Source organism: Methylobacterium sp. 37f, assembly GCF_023093475.1.
Lineage (GTDB): Bacteria > Pseudomonadota > Alphaproteobacteria > Rhizobiales > Beijerinckiaceae > Methylobacterium.
Genome location: NZ_JAGHKN010000011.1, coordinates 54,132 through 71,526, shown reverse-complemented (window position 1 = coordinate 71,526; position 17,395 = coordinate 54,132). Strand labels below are relative to the sequence as shown.

Here is a 17,395-nt window from a genome sequence, read left to right as displayed (position 1 = left end):
CTGAAGCGCCCGTACGGTCGCGAGGTCTGATCACGGGATCCGCATGTCCGCGAGGACCCGATCGTGGAAGCCTTTCACCGGCCCCGCATGGACGAGTTCCATGTCGTCCAAGACGGTGCCCATGGTCAGGCTCGCGGCCTGCAGATGCTGGGCGATCTGCAGCACGCGGTCGATGCAGTCGGCAGCGTGGAAGGCGCGGCCCTCGGCGGTGGCATCGTCCGGCAGGATGGCCCGCGCCCGCTCCATCGTCTCCCGCAGGGCGGGGTCGAGTTCGTCCAGCGCCCATTGCGTGGTCCGGGCCATGATCGGCAGCAGGTGGTCGCCGAGCAGCATCTCGCCGGTGAAACCGGCATCCGGCATCGCGGCGTTGTGGAAATGATGCGCCATGGCGGCGAGGAACACCTGCGTCGGGTCGGCCCGGTAGAACGGGCTGAGGACGACGCCGTAGACCGCGACCATCAAGCAATGCTCGGCGTGGTTCTCGGGTGGCTCGAGCAGGATGCGCGGCTTGCCCGGGCAGGTTACGCCGGCCCGGGGCTGATGGGCCAGGGCGGCGACGAAGCCGGGCAGGGGACCCTGTACGAACGTGGCCGGCTGGCGCAGGGCCGCCCGGAGGCGGTCCCGCAGGGCCGGATCGACGCTGTCGGCGACCGCATCGAGGCCGGAGACCAGCACCTCCGCCACTGCCCCCTCGTCGAGACCGGCCGAGGCCAGGAAGGCCGCGTCGAGATCGCAGAGGCGGGCGGCCGCAAGCGCCTTGGCGGTGATGTCGAGGGCGACCGCCTCGGGCGGGGCGCCCCCCGTGAGGGCGCCCCAGCCCTGGGCGAACAGGCGCTCGGCGATCGAGCCGGTGCGCCCGGCCGAATGCACGCGCTTGAGGTCGTTGACCTCGACGAGGAGGGCGCGCAGCGCCAGCGGGGCCGCAGGACCGGCGCCCTCCGTCTGAGCGGTCATCAGTGAGCGCCGAGCCAATCGAGCAGCATGGTCTGCTGCTTGCCGAAATCATGCTCGGGGCCGTGCCCGTTCTTCACCATGGGCGCCTTGAAGAAGCTCGAAAGCTGCTCCTGCGGGCCACCGTCGCCGCGCTTTTTGGCGAGATCGAGAACGCGGGCGATCTCGATGACGAGGGGGGCCGCCAGGATCGAGTCCTTGCAGAGGAAGTTGACCTTGATCTGCATCCGCTGACCCAGGAAGCCGGTGACGTCGATGTTGTCCCAGGCTTCCTTGTCGTCACCGCGCGGGCGGTAATAGTGGATGTGGACCAGATGGTCCTCGACCGGGTAGCCGAGGATCGAGTCGAGCACCGTGCCCTTGGTGTTCAGCTTCGACTGGAGCGAGTCCTTGTCGTTCAGCGCGAGGCCGTCGCGATTGCCGAGGATGTTGGTCGAGAACCAGCCATCGACGTGCAGGGCGCGCGCCTTCAGGGCGGGGGCCAGCACCGTCTTCATCATGGTCTGGCCGGTCTTGCCGTCCTTGCCCGCCACGGGGACATTGAGGTCCTTGGCGAGTTCGAGCAGGGCCGGCACATCCGCCGCCACGCTCGGGGTGAAGTTGGCGTAGGGCACGCCGCTCTTGATCGCCGCATAGGCGTAGAGCATCGCCGGGCTGATCGACTCGTCGCTGCTGTCGAGGCCCTTCTCGAAGGCGGCGGTGGAGTTCAGGGTCGGATCGGACAGGTCGGGCCAACGCTCGGTGGAGGCGAGGTTGATGACCACCACCTCGTCGAGGTTGCTCTCGGCCTTGAAGCGGCGAAGATCGTTGGCGATCACCGAGACCGCCTCACGGTGGTCTTTGGCGACGATGCGGTTGGCACCCTCGATGTTCTTGCAGAACTTGGCGCTGCCGACGGCCGGCCAGGGCTTGATGCCCTTCAGGACCTGGGCGCCGTTCTCGATGTCCTGGGCGGAGAGGACGCCGTGGCCGGTGGCCGCGGAGCCGAGGTCGTCGTCGTTCAGGTCCCACCCGCCGAACACGAGATCCTTGTAATCGGCCATTCCAGCGACGGAGACGCCCGCCAGGGGCAGGCCGTCGAGGCGGTTCGATCCGGATTTGATCATCTCGATGCCTGCGATGGCGGTGGTGGCGACAGCGCCACCCATGCCAACGAACGCAACGCCGACACGGCGACCGGTCTGCATGCTCATTGGAAAACGGCTTCCTTCTTCAGGTCGAACGGGAGCCATTCCCAACCCGGGGGCCATTCCGCTCAGCCCTCACTAACTGGGCTTCCGGGGTTGCGTTCCAACCCTGGCCAGGACGCCTTTTTGACGCGGTATGACTGAACGACGGCCGAACGAATCGTTAAAAATCCGTAAATACAATGGCTTAACTCAACGTTAAGGCTGCCATCGTTGAATCACGGAGCTGTCCCATTCTGGTCACAGCGACCGGCGAGACGTCCTCTCGCTGAATGACAACGAAGCCGCGCCCACGAAGGCAGCGGTACGAACAAGGACCAATGATGGGGGTTTTCCCGGAGCCGGCGCTCTGCGCCGACGACGTGAGCCGTCTCGTGCCCAACGAGACCTTCAATGCAGACGATACCGTGGCGTGGCTGCCCCGGACCGAGCGCCGTGCGCGCCGGAACTTCGCCGCTCTCGGCCGCCGAACCCTCGCCACGCTCCTGGCGGGCGCCATTCTGGGCGCAGCCCTTCCGCAGAATGCCCTGGCACCTGCAGCCGCTGCCCACGACCGGATCGACGAGCGCGCCCTGACGGCGCAGGCCCTGGCCCGTGAAAGCGCTGCGCCGATCCAAACCGCACCGGTCCTGGATCTTGTTTCGGATCTTGCGCGCGACACCTCCAACGCATCCGATTGGGCGGGGGTTCCCGTTATCGAGCAGGAGCCTGCCACTCTGACGCTGATCGAGAGCGATCTGGCAGCCCTCGCTCCGAGCCGGGATGCCAGTGGGGCGGAGCACCTGCGCTTCGGCGACATGGCTGTGCGGCGCGAGATCGTCGACACCATTCTGCGCGCCGCGACCGAAACCGGCGTCGATCCGGCCTACATGATGGCGCTCGCCGACAAGGAGTCGAGCTTCTCCACCACGGTCAAGGCGTCGACCTCCTCCGCCGAAGGCCTGTTCCAGTTCCTGTCGGGCACCTGGCTCGAACTCATCCGCACCTATGGCGCCCGGCACGGGCTCGCCGACGAGGCGGCGGCCGTTAAGGGGCGCGGCAGCGCGATCACGATTCCCGACGAGGCCACCCGCACCCGCGTGCTGCGCCTGCGCCAGGACCCCTACATCGCGGCCCTCATGGCGGGCGAACTGATCAACCGCGACAAGGGCCGGATCGAGCAGCGCATCGGCCGCGACCTGTCGACGGCGGAACTGTACTTCGCGCATTTTCTCGGGACGGCCAGCGCCGGCCGCTTCCTTGCGCTCACCGCTGAGAAGCCCGACCAGGTCGCCAAGCAGGTGTTCAAGGCGGCCGCCAAGGCGAACCGCAGCCTGTTCACCGAGAAGGCCGGCAAGGGTCGCCGCAGCCTCACCGTCGCGGAGGTCCGGGAAAAAATCGGCGGCATGATCGATCGCCGCCTCGACCGCTACGAAGGCGTCGGTGCCCTCGCGGCCCCGGAGGCGAAGGCCGAAGTGACACTGACCGAGATCGACACCGACCCGGCGCCGGCGGAGGCCGGCAAGCGCGTCCACGTCACCGAGGCGCTGGCGCCCGCCGAGTGAGGCCTGTTCACCCCGTGCGTGTCCGCCGACTTGAGCACCGGTCCGGCAGGATCAATCGCGGGTCTCCCTCCCGTCGAAGCAGGGCATTTGCAGAAGCCGTTTCGCTTGTCGGAAACCCCCTTGCGGCACGCCGTCATCCCGGGGCCGCGCGGCGGATCACGGGTTCCAGAAGCACAGGTCGCGCAAGACCTTGCGCCGTCGGCGGATCTGGATTGCACGCCGCTGGCGCGCCCCTTCGGGGTCGGGCTCGCCTGATGCGCCCCGGAATGACGGTGCGGTGCCATCTGCGATCCCCCTGCTGTGCGGGAGAGGGCGCCCTGATGCGCAGTCGTCGTCAATCGCCGCGCATGTCCGTGCTCAATGCCCGGCCGGCGTCTCGCCGCCGAGCTTGACGTTGCGCAGGATCATCGCGAGCGGCACCGCCGCCCCGGAGACGAGGCAGAGCGACCAGAACACGTCGATGTAGCCCCAATAGGCGACCTGGGTCTGCAATTGCTGGCCGATCCAGGCCATGGCCTGGTTCTGCGCCTCGACGCCGCTGGCCCCGTGGGTCTGGAAGTACTGCGTCGCGGTGCGCAGGGCCTCCTGATAGTTGGGGTTGGCGCTGGAGATGCTCTCGCCGAGACGGCTCTGGTGGAATTGCTGCCGGTAGGCGAGCACGTTCTGAGCCAGGCTCACGCCCATCGAGCCGCCGACGTTGCGGGCGACGTTGATCAGGGCCGAGGCCTGATCGGTCTGCGACTTGGCGATGCCGTCGTAGGATGCGGCCGTGATCGAGATGAAGATCAGCGGCAGGCCGATACCGATATAGATGCGCGACCAGGCGAAGAACCAGAAGCTGGTATCGCCGTACAGGCGGGTCAGGTCGTACATCGCGGCCGAGACGATCGCGGCGCCGATCGCGATGAGGTATTTCGGCTGCACCTTGCCGGAAATGCGGCCGACCACCAGCATCATCAGCACGGTGACGAGGCCGCCGGGCGCCAGCACGAGCCCAGCCAGCGTCGCGGTGTAGCCGAAATATTCCTGCACCAGCTGCGGCACGAACTGCGTCGTCGCGATCAGGATGGCGCCGGTGGCCATCATTACCAGGAAGCACGAGCCGAACTGGCGGCTGCCGAGGAGGCGAAGGTCGACCACCGGGTTCTTGCGGGTCAGCTCCCACGGGATCATCGCCACGAAGGCGACGGCGCAGATCACCGCGAACACCACGATGAAGTTCGAGCCGAACCAGTCCTTGCGCTGACCCTCGTCCAGGACGACCTCGAGCGCGCCCAGGAAGGTCGCGACGAGGAGGAACCCGATCAGGTCGAAGCGCACGCCCTCGCGGCGCAGGCGCTTGCGCTCCTCCACCGCTCCCGGCGGGTCCTCGAGCAGCATGTGCATCAGCCCCAGCGCCATGAGGCCGATCGGGCCGTTGATCAGGAAGCACCAGTGCCAGGAGACGTTGTCGGAGAGCCAGCCGCCGAGCGTCGGGCCGATCACGGGCGCCACCACGACGGCGAGGCCGTAGAGCGCGAAGGCCTGCCCCCGCTTCGCCGGCGGGAACGAATCGGCCAAAATCGACTGGGCCAGCGGCGCCATGCCGCCGCCGCCGAGACCCTGGAGCACCCGGAAGACCAGGAGCGATTCGAGGTTCCAGGCGAAGCCGCACAGCACGGAGGCGACGGTGAAGAGCGCGATGCTCCACATGAAGAAGGCCTTGCGGCCATAGCGCTTGGCCAGGAAGCTCGAAGCCGTCAACACGATGGCGTTGGCGACGAGGTAGCTCGTCACGACCCAGGCTGCCTCGTCCGGTCCCACCGCGAGACCGCCGGAAATGTAGCGCAGGGCGACGTTGGCGATGGTGGTGTCGAGCACCTCCATGAAGGTCGCCAGCGAGACCACGAGGGCGATGGCCCAGGGATTGTGGCCACCCGGGGCCTTCGCCGACGCGCCGCTGTCCGCGGCGCTCATCTCACGTGCACGCGCGGCACGATCGACATGCCCGGACCGATCGAGACGTCGGTCGGCCACTGGTCCACGACGATCTTCACCGGGATGCGTTGGACCACCTTGACGTAGTTGCCGGTGGCGTTCTGGGCGGGAAGAAGGCTGAAGGCGGTTCCGGAGCCAGGCTGCACTGAATCGACGTGGCCGGTGATCCTGCGGTCGGGATAGGCGTCGATTTCGATGTCGGCGTGCTGACCCGGCCGCATGTCGGTGATCTGCGTTTCCTTGTAGTTCGCGATCACCCAGATGTCGTCGGGCACGAAGGTCGAGAGCGTCTGTCCGGCCTGGGCGAACTGGCCCTTGGCGCCGGAAAGCTGGACCACCCGGCCCGCCTGCGCGGCCGTGACGGTGGTGTAGCCGAGATTGAGCTCGGCCTGGGCCAGTTGGGCCTTGCTGGTGGCCAGACTGGCTTCGGCGCCCGCCTTCTGGGCGGAGAGGGCGCCTACCTGCGTGCGCGCCGCCGTCAGAGCTGCTTTGGCGCGATCGTCGGCGGCCTGCTGCTGCTCCAAGGTGGAGGACGAGGATTGCGAGCGCTGGATCGTCCCGGCGCCCTTCTCGGCGAGGTCGCGATACCGGGCCGCGTCCTCGCGGGCGAATTTCAGGGATGCCTCCGCCTGGGTCACCTCCGCCTGCGCCGCGTCGACCTGAGCCTTCTGGCCTTCGATCTGCGCCTCGAAGTTGCGGATCGAGGCCTCGGCCGAGGCGACCTGGGCCTGCGCCTGCGCCAGAGCCACGTCGTAGTCGCGCCTGTCGATCTGGAACAGCACGGCGCCGGCCTCGACGTGCTGGTTGTCGGTGACCGGCACGTCGACGATGTAGCCGGCGACCTTCGGGGCGATCGAGAATTGCCGCGCATCCACGAAGGCGTCGTCGGTGGATTCGTAAGGGTGCAGGGCGGTCAGCCAGTACAGATAGACTCCGACCGCGAGGGCCACGAAAGCCACCGCGATTCCGAGCGCCCAGAATGGATGCCGGCGCAGGATGTTCGGCTTCGTCTCGGAGTTCCTGCCGTGGGCGGCCTCGTCTTCGGCGCTCGCACCATCGGGCGACGATTTCGCCTCGTCCGCCCCGGATTCCCCGGGCGCCTTGCCTTCAGGATCCGAAGGCCGCGTCGCGCTGTCCCGTGCCGGCTGGCGCCGCCCGGTCTGCTGGTCCTGAAGCATCGGCTGACCGTCCGCACGCATCCAGGGGCCGCCCGGTTCCCGACCGCGCAGCCCGTAACTCCCACCTCGGCGACAACAAGAAGTAGCGCTCCGGATTGTTCCCGGGCGCCTCCGGACATTCGACGTTTTGGTCTTGATCCGCACGGAACGTCCCGATTTCCGGATGCGTTCACGGGCGAGGCGGACGCTCCGCCTGCAACCTGTAGGAGGTTCGTATGGCGACCGGTTCTCCCCTGTCTTCTCCCGGCAGAGCCAGCCCGGGGGGCACCCCGAGGCTCGACGCGATGAGCACGGTGCTCGCCCGCAACTGGTGGCTGGTCGCCCTGCGCGGGGTCGTCGCCATCCTGTTCGGCCTCGTCGCCTTCGTGGCGCCGGGCGCGTTCGTGCTGTCGCTGGTGCTGTTCTTCGCCGCCTACATGCTGGTCGACGGCATCGTGGGCATTGTCGCCTCGGTGCGGGCGGCGCAGCGGCACGAGCGCTGGGGCTTCCTGCTGGTAGAAGGGCTCCTCGACATCGTCGTCGGCATCGCCGCCGTGATGGTGCCGGCCGCCGCCGTCTGGGCCTTCGTCTACCTCGTGGCGTTCTGGGCTCTCGTCACCGGCGGCCTGATGGTCGCGGCCGGGTTCCGCCTGCATGCCCATTACGGGCGCTGGTTCCTGGTGCTCGGCGGGGTGGTGTCGATCCTGTTCGGGATCGCGCTGCTGATCAATCCGGGCATGTCCGCGCTGGTGCTGGCCTGGTGGATCGGGTCCTACACGGTCGCCTTCGGCGTGTTGCTGGTCATCCTCGGTCTGCGCCTGCGCGGACGCCACGCCGAAGCCGGTCGTCCGGCGCCCCTCGGGCGGTCCTGAACGGCGTAGCCTTGGCCGCGGGACATGGTCTAGAACCGGGGCCGAGACCGTGCGGCGCCGAGCCGTCGCGCGTCGTTTGTCCGTGATCATGGCCCCCGATGACCTCTCTCGACCCGGAACGCCCGAGCCACGAGAGGGCGGACCCGCCCCGGACGACGCCGGCGCCCCCCGAGGATACCCGGGCGGCCGCCCGCGAGGCCGCGGCCGCGGCCAAGGTTCTCGGTCGACAACTCGGCGTGCTGGCCCTGGGTGCCGCGCGGGGCGCCGGTCGCCGTGCGGCCGGCGCGGCACAGGCCGCCGGCCCCGCCTGGAAAGGGTTCGCCCACCGCATCCGCGCGCGCCCGCCCGCCGCGATGCCGTCGGCCGATCCGGCTCCTGCCCCCGTCGCGACCGGCACGGCCGCCTCCCTGGCCGGTCGCCTGCGGCGCCGGCCCTGGGTCGCGGCCGCGCTTGCCGTCGTGCTGCTGCCGCTGGTGTTCCTGGCCGGGCTCGTCCTCTACAGCTTCGCCACCCTGCCGCCGCTCGGCGGCGTCGTGCCGGAGACCGGGCAGCGGGCGATCACCGTCGAGGCCGATGACGGACGGGTCTTCGCCACGCGCGGGGTGTTCCAGGGCCAGAAGCTCACCGCCGCCGAGATGCCGGCCCATCTCGGGCAGGCGATCATCGCCATCGAGGACCGGCGCTTCCGCTCGCACTGGGGCATCGATCCGCGCGGCTTCCTGCGCGCCCTCTACCGCAACGCCATCGGCGGCGGCGTGCGCGAGGGCGGCTCCACCATCACCCAGCAATATGCCCGGCTCACCTCCCTGAATCAGGAGAAGAGCCTGCGCCGCAAGATCCAGGAGGCGTTCCTCGCCCTGCGGCTCGAAGCCACGATGTCGAAGGACGAGATCCTCCTCGGCTACCTCAACACGGCCTATTTCGGAGCGGGCGCCTATGGCGTCGACGCCGCCGCCCGGCGCTATTTCGGCAAGGGCGCCAAGGCCCTGACGCTGCCCGAAGCCGCGATGCTGGCCGGCCTCGTGCGCGCGCCCTCGCAACTGGCGCCGACGCGGAACTTCGGGGGCGCCAAGGAGCGCGCCGACGTGGTGCTGCAGACCATGGTCGAGACCGGGGCCATCACGGCCGCCGAGGCCGACAAGGCGCGCGCCCAGACCATCACCCTGCGCACGCCCCCCGAGACGCCGCCCGGCACCAACTACTTCCTCGACATGGTCTCGGCCGAAGCCAAGAAGCTCGCCGACGCGCCGGGCGACGTCACGGTCCGCACCACCCTCAACCTCGATCTGCAGAGCCTGGCCGAGGGCGTCGTCGCCCGCCGCCTCGATGCCGAGGGCGCCAAGAAGAAGGCGAGCCAGGCCGCCATGGTGGTCCTCAACAAGGAGGGCGCGATCCTCGCCATGGTGGGCGGTCGCGATTACGAGGACAGCCAGTTCAATCGCGCCACCCAGGCCAAGCGCCAGGCCGGCTCGCTGTTCAAGCTGTTCGTCTACCTCACCGCCTACGAGACCGGTTTCAATCCCGACACGGTGCTGGTCGACCGGCCGATCCAGATCGGCGATTGGGAGCCGCAGAATGCCACCGGCCGATTCAAGGGGGCGATGCCCCTGCGCAGCGCCTTCGCGCAATCGATCAACACCGTGGCGGCGCAGCTCGCCGACGAGGTCGGCATTCCGGCCGTCATCGCCACCGCGCACCGGATGGGCGTGACCTCCGAATTGCCCAACGTGCCGAGCCTGGCTCTCGGCTCGGCCGAGGTGACGCTGCTGGAGATGACCCGTGCCTATGCGGGCGTGCTGGCCGGCACCGTGCCGGTGGACGCGCACGGCGTCCATGCCATCCGGGGCGCCCAGCCGCAGCCGCTATACCTGCGGGCCGAGACCAAGGGCGGCACCGCGATCCCCACCGAGAGCCGGGCGATGATGCTCGATTCGCTCCAGGCCGTGGTCGATGGCGGCACCGGCAAGGCGGCGCGGGTCTCCGGCCTGCCGGTCGGAGGCAAGACCGGCACGACGCAGGATTACCGCGATGCCTGGTTCATCGGCATGACGCCGGACCTCATCGTGGGCATCTGGGTCGGCAACGACGACAACAGTTCGATGAACCGGGTCGGCGGCGGCGACCTGCCCGCCAGCCTCTTCCGTGATTTCGTGCAGCGGGCGACCGCGCAACTGGCCAAGGGTCGCAAGCGTCCCTCCACCGCCCGGGGGGAAGCGGCCCGCGCCGAGCCGCCGCCCGCCCGCGAAGTCTCGTCCCAGCCCAACGCCTCCTCGGGGACCGCCGCGACCGTGCGCGGCGTGCCCGAGGTGATCGACACCGGAACCCTGGCGTTCCGGGGCCGCACCGTCCGGCTCGCCGGCGTCGAGGGGGAGGGCGGCGCCCTGGCGCGGCAGCTCGCCCGCTATCTGCGCCGCCGCGAGGTCACCTGCATGCCCGCCACCGAGGGCCCCGGCGAACAGCTCCGCTGCCAGATCGACGGCGACGACCTCGCCTCCCTGATCCTCACGGCCGGCGGCGCCCGCGCCACCGAGGACGCCCCCGCCGACCTCCTGGCGGCCGAGGAGCAGGCCCGCTCCGAGCGGGCCGGCCTGTGGAGTCGCCGATAGCGCGCTTCGTCTATCAGTAGATGGCGCGGAAGACCGATAGACCGTTCGATTCGCCGATAGACTTATCGAGACACCTGGTATCCAGTCTCGGCGCCGGACTTCACCGGAATCGAACTGGTCTGTCCATGGTGTGCCTCACCCGGCTCCACGTCGCTGCCCGCCTCCTGTTTGCCCGCCTCTTGCCTGCCCGCCTCTTGCCCACCGGTCTCGTGCTCGCCGCGATCCTGACGGCGCCCGGTGGCGCTCTGGCGCAGGCTCTCCCGGGGATGCGGGCGCCGACCCGCGAGCAGGTCGTGGCGAAGCTGCCCGCCCTCGCCGCGCTGGCGCAGCGGGCTGTCGCGGCGGGCGAGGTGCCGGGCGTGGCGATCGCGGTCGTGCTCGGCGACGAGACGCTATTTGTCGAGGGCTTCGGGCTCAGGCAAACGGGCCGGCCCGAGCCGGTCGGTCCCGACACGGTCTTTCAGGTCGCCTCCCTGTCGAAGGCGGTGACCGCGACGGTGGTGGCCGCCCTGGTGGGGGCCGGGCTCGTCGATTGGGATGCGCGCGTGGCCGATCTCGATCCCGCGTTCCGGCTCTCCGAGCCCTACCCGACCGCCGCCGTCACGGTGCGGGATTTCCTGAATCACCGCAGCGGCCTGCCGGGCAGCGCGGGCGACGATCTCGAGGATCTCGGCTTCAACCGCGATGCGATCCTGCCCCGGCTGCGGCTGGTCCGGCCGTCGTCGAGCTTTCGCGCGGGCTACGCCTACAGCAATTTCGGTTTCACCGAGGGCGCCATCGCGGCCGCGCGCCCGACCGGCAAGCCCTGGGAAATCGTGGCCCGCGAACACCTCTTCGATCCGCTGGGCATGAATGCGACCAGCATGGTGCACCGGGACTTCCTGGCGCGCCCCGACCGGGCGGCCCTGCACGTCCGGGTCGCCGACGCCTGGGTGGCCCGCCTCACCCGCGATCCGGATGCGCAGGCACCCGCCGGCGGTGTCAGTTCGAGCGCCCGTGACCTGGCGCGATGGCTGCGCCTCGTCGTCAATGCGGGACAGTTCGAGGGGCGCCAGCGCATCCCGTCCGCTGCCCTGGCCGAGATGCACAAGCCCTTGATGGCGCGCGGCCCGAATCCCGTCACCGGCGGCGCCTCGTTTTACGGGCTCGGCTGGAATGTCGAGTATGGCCGTCACGGCACCGTCTGGGGTCATGCCGGCGCGTTCAGCGTCGGCGCCCAGACGCTGGTGGCGATCCATCCGGGCGCGAAACTCGGCCTCGTGGTGCTGACCAACGGGTTTCCGTCCGGCGTGCCCGAAGGCCTCGCCGGCAGCTTCGCCGATCTCGTCTTCGACGGGCAGGTCTCCCGGTCCTGGCTGCAGGAATGGGGCGCCGCCTACGGCGGCCTGTTCGCGCCGAGCCTCGCCGCCGCCAAAGCCGCCAACGCCGCGCCGGCGGATGCCACCGGGTCTCTCCCGCTCGCCGCCTATATGGGCCGCTACGCCAACGCCTATGCCGGCGAGGCCGTCGTGGCTGCCGTGGACGGCGCCCTGACCCTGACGCTCGGGCCTCAGCCCGGACGGACCTATCCGCTCCGCCACGTCGACCGCGACCGCTTCGCCAGTTTCCCCGACGCGGAGATGCCCGACCGCCCCTCGGCGATCCGCTTCGCGATCGGACGCGGCGGCCAGGCCGACGCGGTGACGGTGGACGCCCTCGACAGCAACGGCCTCGGCACCCTCGCGCGCGTACCGGATTAGGGATCGCTGGGCGCTTGGTTCGTCTTGGGTTTTTTGATGCCTGGCTTTCTTCGATGAATGGCTGTTTCGGGCGAATGTCCGACAGTCGACTTCCGGGCGATAAACGCTTTTCGTCGACGTCATCCCGCGCTGCCGGTGCTTTCCCGCGGACGCCACTCACAGCGTGCGGGATACGCACGCCGTCGCAACGCACCGAACGTGCGGCACACCCTCGGATGACGGCATCAGGTTTCGCGTAGCCACTTCCACACATGTTGCACCGTTCCCTGACCGCTGATCCGCCGGACGGCCTGACGCTCGCCACGCCAAGCCTGGGGCGGGGCGCCGTACCGGTTGCGGAAGCTGCGACTGAGCAGCGATACGCTGCTGAAGGCGTAGACCTCCGCCAATCGGCCGATGGTGCGCCGTTCCATGGGATCGGCGAGTGCGTCGCGCACCGCCCGCAGGCGCTCGCCTCTTACGAACTGCATCACGCCGCCCTCCGGCTCGAACAGCCGGTAGAGCGTGGACCGCGAGACCAGCATCTGCCCCGCGATGAATTCAGGCGACAGATCGGGGCGCGACAGGTTCGCTTGTACGATCATCCTGGCCAGCGCCATCAGGCCGCCATCGAGTTCGCGGCCGTCCAGCACGTCCGTGGCATGCGAGCGATCGAGGAGGCGGTGCAGGAAGGTCACGAACTCATCGGCCAGAGCCGGGGCTTCGGCGGCGCGTGTGGTCGGCAATCGGCGATAGATGTCGAGAATGCGCGCCGCCAGCAGCCGATTGCGGACCGGATCGAACAGCAGGTCGTGCTTTTCGAGCGGCAGCCCGTGAAGGCGGGTGCAGGGAACGGCAATGCCGATCGCATCGGCCCGGTCGAGCAGGCCGTCGAGCAGGTGACGGCGGCCGATGAGGGTGACGGTGCCACGCAAGGCCGAGATCGGTTTGCCGGCGACCGTGCCCTGGAAGCGTCCGGATCGGTAGAGTTGGACGATGTAGTGGTCGGGACCGGCCTCGACACGTCGGCGATCACGCTGGAGCCGCTGGGTCGAGAGCAGCGTGCGATGCGCGACGAGGTCGTCGATCGGGTACGCGATGTTGCTGCCGAACGGCAGTGGGGCGGATGGCGTGGTCGGGCTGACCGCGTACATCGGCGCCAGGAGCGTGCGCCATCGCTCGAAGGCCTCTCCGGGCGGCAAGCCGGACGTCGTCAGGAAGAAGTGCGGCAGGCCAGCCTCGGCCGTGGTGTCGTCTGCACCCAACGAGCCAAATCCTTCGCTATCCGACCCGTTTGGCGAAGCACGGGAGCATGACGTCGTTTGGTCGGGCAAGACAAATACTTGTGTCCGGTCCGATGACCGCGAAGCCGTCGCACGCAAGTCGAGGGGCTGCGTTGCGCGACATCGCAAGCCGGCATCCGTGGCGACACCGGGTCGCCAGCGGCAGGACAGCTTGGGGTAGAGTCCAGGCTGCCCGTTTCCGTTTGGACCTCCCGGCGAAGAGGTCCGCCCGGTTCGATGACGGGCGGACCGCGTCGTCAGCGCCGTCCGGAACGAACGCACCGGTGTGGGCGGCAACGGCGTGGGCAACAATGGCGCGACCGATGTGGTGCCTGGGCAGGACGATGGGTCGTGTCCTGAGGCCGTGAGGCGACTCGCATTCGCCACGCGAACCTGCCCGCCGGTCGCTCTCATGTCGGACCCAAGAGCAGGTACAGGGCTCGGGCCCGATCCGCCGACCCCTTGCGGGATGGCGGATTCAAAAGCGCCGCGCGGGCGCTCGGCTATCGGAACGCTCTGCTCCCGCGAGCGGGTCTCAGACGCCGATCTCGCGGTTATGGAGGGTGCGCAGCTCGATGTAGCTCGTGGTGGCCCGGCTCCAGGTCGATTCCTCGCTCTCCTGAAGCTTCTTCGTCAGCGGCTTGTGCTTGTCGCCCTGGTACCAGCCCAGCACCACTGTGTTGCCGTCGGCGTCGTCGCATTCGATGCGGTAGGCCGGCTGGGCGTCCGGTCCGAGCCGGCTCAGGCGCACCCGCAGGGTCGGGTTCTTGGCCTGGTCGGGGACCATGTTGAGGTAGATGCCGCGGAGATACTCGACGCGGTCCGGCCGGCGGCCCTTCAGGTCGGGGATGGAGAAGTTCTCGGCGAGAAGGTCGGGTTTAGCCACGTCGAAAAGTCTTTCTGCTGTCGGACAGGGAGGGTGAGGCGCCCGCCGGATGAAGGGCGGCGCGCGGTGGATGTCAGGCCGCGGCCGGAGCCTCTTCGGTCGTGACCACGAACTTCGTCAGGGTGTTGGCGCCGAAGGTCAGGGTCAGCGGCACGTCGGCGGCATCCCGGCCATAGGCGATGAGGATGCGTCCGATCCGCGAGGCGTTGTTACGCGGGTCGAAGGTGTGCCAGCCCCCGTCGAGGAACACTTCCATCCAGGCCGCGAAGTCGCCCGGCGCGTGCGGCAGCGGCAGGCCGATGTCGCTGACATAGCCGTTGCAGTAGCGGGTCGGGATGTTGAGGCAGCGGCAGAACGCGATGGCGAGGTGGGCGTAGTCGCGGCAGACGCCGCGCTGCTCCTCGAACACCTCGAAGGCGGTCCGCGTCGCGCGGGCGTGCTCGTAGCCGAAGGTGATCCGGTCATGCACGTAGTCGCAGATGGCCTGCACGCGGCTCCAGCCGGGCGGCAGGTGGCCGAACAGGTCCCAGGCGATCTGCGACAGGCGGTCGGTCTCGCAGTAGCGGCTGCCGAGGAGGAACAGGAGGCTGTCCGTGGGCAGCTGTCCGATCGGCGTCTCCTTGGCGTCCGGCTTGAGCGTGTCGCCCTTGCCGCCGTCGCGCACGACGGTCTCGGTCTTCAGCGTGAGCGTGCCCGCCGGAGCGGTCATGCGCTGGCACCAGTTGCCGAAGCTGTCGCGGTATCCCTCCAGGGGCACCGACGGGCTGGTGACGAGATGGTCCGGCCGCTCGAGGTCGGAGACCCGCGACGCGTGGACGTTGAGCGTGGCGATGACCGGGGTGGGCTGGGGAAACAGGTAGGTCATCTCGCAGCCGACGAGGATGCGCATCGGGTCTCTCCTGGAATGGGGGCGTGCCGTGTTGCCGTCCTGCCGCGCGGCCGGCGCGACGCGCACAGGCGCGTCGGCGCGGGGGCGTCAGTGCAGGGTGGGCGGCGGCTCCAGGAAATCGCACATGCCGCCCGCATCCTCGACGGCCTCCATGAAGGCGTCGAGGGCGTCTTCGTCGGAGGCGAAGGGTTCGCTCCAGACCGTCGACCAGCCGGCCGGATCGATGACCTCCAGGGTCCAGGGATCCTCGCTGTGAGCGGAGCGATAGACGTTCACCGTCACGGTGATGCCCGCCTGGGTCGCGCGCCCGGTCAGGTGCGAGTATTCCAGCGCGGGCGCGTCGACCGTGGGCTTGTCGCGGGTCATGGGTGTTCCTCTCGAAGGGCGAGTTCACCGGAGGGTCCCGTATGGGTCCCCCTCTCATGAGCCGAATGCGCTACTCTAGCAGAGCGCATCGGGAAACGGGCGGAAAACCTCGCGCGTTCGCATCGCGGGGCTTGACCCTCTTTCGACGCCTCGGGCCGATGAGCGCGCAGGCGAGCGTTCCGTCCCCCCACTGGAGTTTTGGGAATGAGCGCGGAGGCGATCACCATCGGCGAGGCGGCCCGCGCCACCGGCGTCTCCGCCAAGATGATCCGCTACTACGAGGAGATCGGGCTGCTGGCGCCGACCGAGCGCACGGCCAGCGGCTACCGGCTCTACGCACCGGCCGATCTGCATGCCCTGCGCTTCGTGCGCCGGGCCCGCGACCTCGGCTTCGCGATCGACGACATCCGGGCCCTGCTCGGCCTGTGGCACGACCGCTCCCGGGCCAGCGCGCAGGTGCGTCAGCTCGCCCTTGCCCATGTCGCCGACCTGCGCCGCCGGATCGACGCCCTCGCGGGCATGGCCCGCACCCTGGAGGATCTCGCCGCCCATTGCGGCGGCGACGCGCGGCCGGATTGCCCGATCCTCGACGACCTCGCGGCCGGACCCCAGGACTCCCCCGGCGCGACACTGGCGCGGGGGGATCATCGCGCCGAAGGAGCGCCATCCGGGCACCGGACGCGTTGACCGCGTCTCTGGCCTCTTGTTTGCTGGATCGATGACGTCCCGTTCCGGATGCAGTCCGTCCTGAGAGCCGTCGCCTCGCGAAAGTCGCTGTCCATGCCCGTCCTCGACCGGATCGCCGCCTTCGCGGATGAGATCGCCGCCTGGCGCCACGATCTCCACGCCCATCCGGAGCTGCAATACGACGTCCACCGCACGGCGGGCGTCGTGGCCGAGAAGCTGCGGGCCTTCGGCTGCGACGCGGTCGTCACCGGCATCGGCCGCACGGGCGTCGTCGGCCTCATCCGGGGGCGGGCGCACGGATCGAACCGCGCCATCGGCCTGCGTGCCGACATGGACGCCCTGCCGATCCACGAGGCGCGCGATCTGCCCTACCGCTCGACGGTCCCGGGAAAGATGCATGCCTGCGGTCACGACGGGCACACGGCGATGCTGCTCGGGGCCGCCCGATACCTCGCCGAGACCCGCGACTTCGACGGCACCGCGGTGCTGATCTTCCAGCCGGCGGAGGAGGGCGGCGGCGGCGGCGAGGCCATGGTCCGCGACGGGCTGATGGAGCGGTTCGGCGTCGAGAGCGTCTACGGCATGCACAACATCCCGGGCCTCGCTCTCGGCACCTTCGCCATCCGGCCGGGGCCGATCATGGCTTCCACCGACCGCTTCACCATCACCATCACGGGGCGGGGCGGCCACGCGGCCCAGCCCCACCACGCGATCGACAGCGTGCTGGTGGCGAGCCACGTCATCACCGCCCTGCAATCGGTGGTGTCGCGCAGCGTCGATCCCCTGGAGAGCGCCGTCGTCTCGGTCTGCGCCCTGGAGGCGGGGGAGGCTTTCAACGTCCTGCCGCAGGACGTGACCCTGCGGGGCACCATGCGGGCGCTGTCGAAGCCGGTCCGCGCGCTGATGCAGGACCGCATCGGCGCGATCGTCGCCCATGTCCCGGCCGCCTTCGGGGCGCGCGGGACAATCGACTTCAACAGCGGCTATCCCGTCACCGAGAACCATCCGGCCGAGACCGATTTCATCGCCGACGTGGCGGCCGGGCTCGTCGGCGAGGCCGGGATCGACCGCGCGGTGGCGCCCCTGATGGCGGCGGAGGATTTCTCCTACATGCTCGCCCACCGTCCCGGCGCCTACATCTTCCTCGGCAACGGCGACAGCGCCGGCCTGCACCACCCGGATTACGACTTCAACGACGCCGCCGCGCCCTATGGCGCCTCGTTGTGGGCGCGGGTGATCGAGACCGGGCTGCCGATCCGGGACTAGCCTCGG

The 17,395-nt window shown here is 69.5% G+C and carries 14 protein-coding genes; 6 read left to right on the top strand and 8 right to left on the bottom strand.

Going from position 1 to position 17,395, the window contains the following annotated elements; translation table 11 throughout:
* Positions 1-30: 30 nt before the first annotated feature.
* Positions 31-954, bottom strand: a complete 924-nt coding sequence (locus J7U37_RS09765; RefSeq protein ID WP_247635591.1) for an HD domain-containing protein — start codon at positions 952-954, stop codon at positions 31-33.
* A complete protein-coding gene (locus tag J7U37_RS09760; RefSeq protein ID WP_056179656.1) occupies positions 954-2,144 on the bottom strand; it encodes an inositol-3-phosphate synthase in 1,191 nt (396 codons plus the stop codon). Before J7U37_RS09760 ends, J7U37_RS09765 begins: the two co-directional genes overlap by 1 nt.
* A 314-nt stretch (positions 2,145-2,458) precedes the next feature.
* On the opposite strand from J7U37_RS09760, the gene J7U37_RS09755 reads away from it, so the two are divergent.
* Positions 2,459-3,682, top strand: a complete 1,224-nt coding sequence (locus J7U37_RS09755) for a transglycosylase SLT domain-containing protein (protein ID WP_247635590.1) — start codon at positions 2,459-2,461, stop codon at positions 3,680-3,682.
* Between the two features lie 357 nt (positions 3,683-4,039).
* On the opposite strand, the gene J7U37_RS09750 is transcribed toward J7U37_RS09755, so the two are convergent.
* Both J7U37_RS09750 and J7U37_RS09745 read right to left on the bottom strand, forming a co-directional pair.
* Positions 4,040-5,638 (bottom strand): DHA2 family efflux MFS transporter permease subunit, encoded by a 1,599-nt coding sequence (locus J7U37_RS09750; protein WP_056179664.1) that lies wholly within the window; start codon positions 5,636-5,638, stop codon positions 4,040-4,042.
* The gene (locus J7U37_RS09745; RefSeq protein WP_247635589.1) at positions 5,635-6,837 is read right to left on the bottom strand and encodes an HlyD family secretion protein; all 1,203 of its coding nucleotides are present in this window, start codon (positions 6,835-6,837) and stop codon (positions 5,635-5,637) included. Before J7U37_RS09745 ends, J7U37_RS09750 begins: the two co-directional genes overlap by 4 nt.
* A 215-nt stretch (positions 6,838-7,052) precedes the next feature.
* On the opposite strand from J7U37_RS09745, the gene J7U37_RS09740 reads away from it, so the two are divergent.
* The 3 genes from J7U37_RS09740 to J7U37_RS09730 all read left to right on the top strand — a co-directional run bounded on the left by J7U37_RS09740 (position 7,053) and on the right by J7U37_RS09730 (position 12,033).
* Entirely contained in the window at positions 7,053-7,688 is a 636-nt protein-coding gene (locus J7U37_RS09740) for an HdeD family acid-resistance protein (RefSeq protein ID WP_247635588.1), read from the top strand.
* Positions 7,689-7,786: 98 nt separating this feature from the next.
* Positions 7,787-10,294: a PBP1A family penicillin-binding protein gene (locus tag J7U37_RS09735; RefSeq protein ID WP_247635587.1), complete on the top strand. Its 2,508-nt coding sequence runs from the start codon at positions 7,787-7,789 to the stop codon at positions 10,292-10,294.
* Between the two features lie 266 nt (positions 10,295-10,560).
* Complete coding sequence (locus J7U37_RS09730; RefSeq protein WP_247635635.1) at positions 10,561-12,033, top strand: serine hydrolase; 1,473 nt, start codon at positions 10,561-10,563, stop codon at positions 12,031-12,033.
* A gap of 224 nt (positions 12,034-12,257) precedes the next feature.
* Here J7U37_RS09730 and J7U37_RS09725 read toward each other — a convergent pair whose 3' ends face one another.
* The 4 genes from J7U37_RS09725 to J7U37_RS09710 form a co-directional block, all read right to left on the bottom strand.
* Positions 12,258-13,277, bottom strand: coding sequence for a helix-turn-helix domain-containing protein (locus tag J7U37_RS09725; protein WP_247635586.1), 1,020 nt, complete (start codon positions 13,275-13,277; stop codon positions 12,258-12,260).
* Between the two features lie 553 nt (positions 13,278-13,830).
* Entirely contained in the window at positions 13,831-14,181 is a 351-nt protein-coding gene (locus J7U37_RS09720) for a hypothetical protein (protein ID WP_056179676.1), read from the bottom strand.
* Between the two features lie 73 nt (positions 14,182-14,254).
* Complete coding sequence (locus J7U37_RS09715; protein ID WP_247635585.1) at positions 14,255-15,070, bottom strand: transglutaminase family protein; 816 nt, start codon at positions 15,068-15,070, stop codon at positions 14,255-14,257.
* An 87-nt stretch (positions 15,071-15,157) separates the two neighbouring features.
* Positions 15,158-15,436: a hypothetical protein gene (locus J7U37_RS09710; protein WP_056179682.1), complete on the bottom strand. Its 279-nt coding sequence runs from the start codon at positions 15,434-15,436 to the stop codon at positions 15,158-15,160.
* A 204-nt stretch (positions 15,437-15,640) separates the two neighbouring features.
* Between J7U37_RS09710 and cueR the strand changes: the two genes are divergently transcribed.
* Together cueR and J7U37_RS09700 are read left to right on the top strand one after the other, a co-directional pair.
* Positions 15,641-16,123, top strand: a complete 483-nt coding sequence (gene cueR, locus J7U37_RS09705; RefSeq protein ID WP_056484280.1) for a Cu(I)-responsive transcriptional regulator — start codon at positions 15,641-15,643, stop codon at positions 16,121-16,123.
* A 93-nt stretch (positions 16,124-16,216) separates the two neighbouring features.
* On the top strand, positions 16,217-17,389 hold the full coding sequence (locus J7U37_RS09700; RefSeq protein ID WP_247635584.1) for a M20 aminoacylase family protein: 1,173 nt from the start codon (positions 16,217-16,219) through the stop codon (positions 17,387-17,389).
* Positions 17,390-17,395 lie beyond the last annotated feature (6 nt).

Excerpts from the sequence above, each read along its gene's own strand:
- J7U37_RS09750 (WP_056179664.1), bottom strand. The coding sequence starts at position 5,638 with ATGAGCGCCGCGGACAGCGGCGCGTCGGCGAAGGCCCCGGGTGGCCAC.
- J7U37_RS09735 (WP_247635587.1), top strand. The coding sequence starts at position 7,787 with ATGACCTCTCTCGACCCGGAACGCCCGAGCCACGAGAGGGCGGACCCG.
- J7U37_RS09755 (WP_247635590.1), top strand. The coding sequence starts at position 2,459 with ATGATGGGGGTTTTCCCGGAGCCGGCGCTCTGCGCCGACGACGTGAGC.
- J7U37_RS09730 (WP_247635635.1), top strand. The coding sequence starts at position 10,561 with ATGCGGGCGCCGACCCGCGAGCAGGTCGTGGCGAAGCTGCCCGCCCTC.
- J7U37_RS09715 (WP_247635585.1), bottom strand. The coding sequence starts at position 15,070 with ATGCGCATCCTCGTCGGCTGCGAGATGACCTACCTGTTTCCCCAGCCC.
- J7U37_RS09745 (WP_247635589.1), bottom strand. The coding sequence starts at position 6,837 with ATGCTTCAGGACCAGCAGACCGGGCGGCGCCAGCCGGCACGGGACAGC.
- J7U37_RS09710 (WP_056179682.1), bottom strand. The coding sequence starts at position 15,436 with ATGACCCGCGACAAGCCCACGGTCGACGCGCCCGCGCTGGAATACTCG.
- cueR (WP_056484280.1), top strand. The coding sequence starts at position 15,641 with ATGAGCGCGGAGGCGATCACCATCGGCGAGGCGGCCCGCGCCACCGGC.
- J7U37_RS09700 (WP_247635584.1), top strand. The coding sequence starts at position 16,217 with ATGCCCGTCCTCGACCGGATCGCCGCCTTCGCGGATGAGATCGCCGCC.
- J7U37_RS09765 (WP_247635591.1), bottom strand. The coding sequence starts at position 954 with ATGACCGCTCAGACGGAGGGCGCCGGTCCTGCGGCCCCGCTGGCGCTG.
- J7U37_RS09760 (WP_056179656.1), bottom strand. The coding sequence starts at position 2,144 with ATGAGCATGCAGACCGGTCGCCGTGTCGGCGTTGCGTTCGTTGGCATG.
- J7U37_RS09740 (WP_247635588.1), top strand. The coding sequence starts at position 7,053 with ATGGCGACCGGTTCTCCCCTGTCTTCTCCCGGCAGAGCCAGCCCGGGG.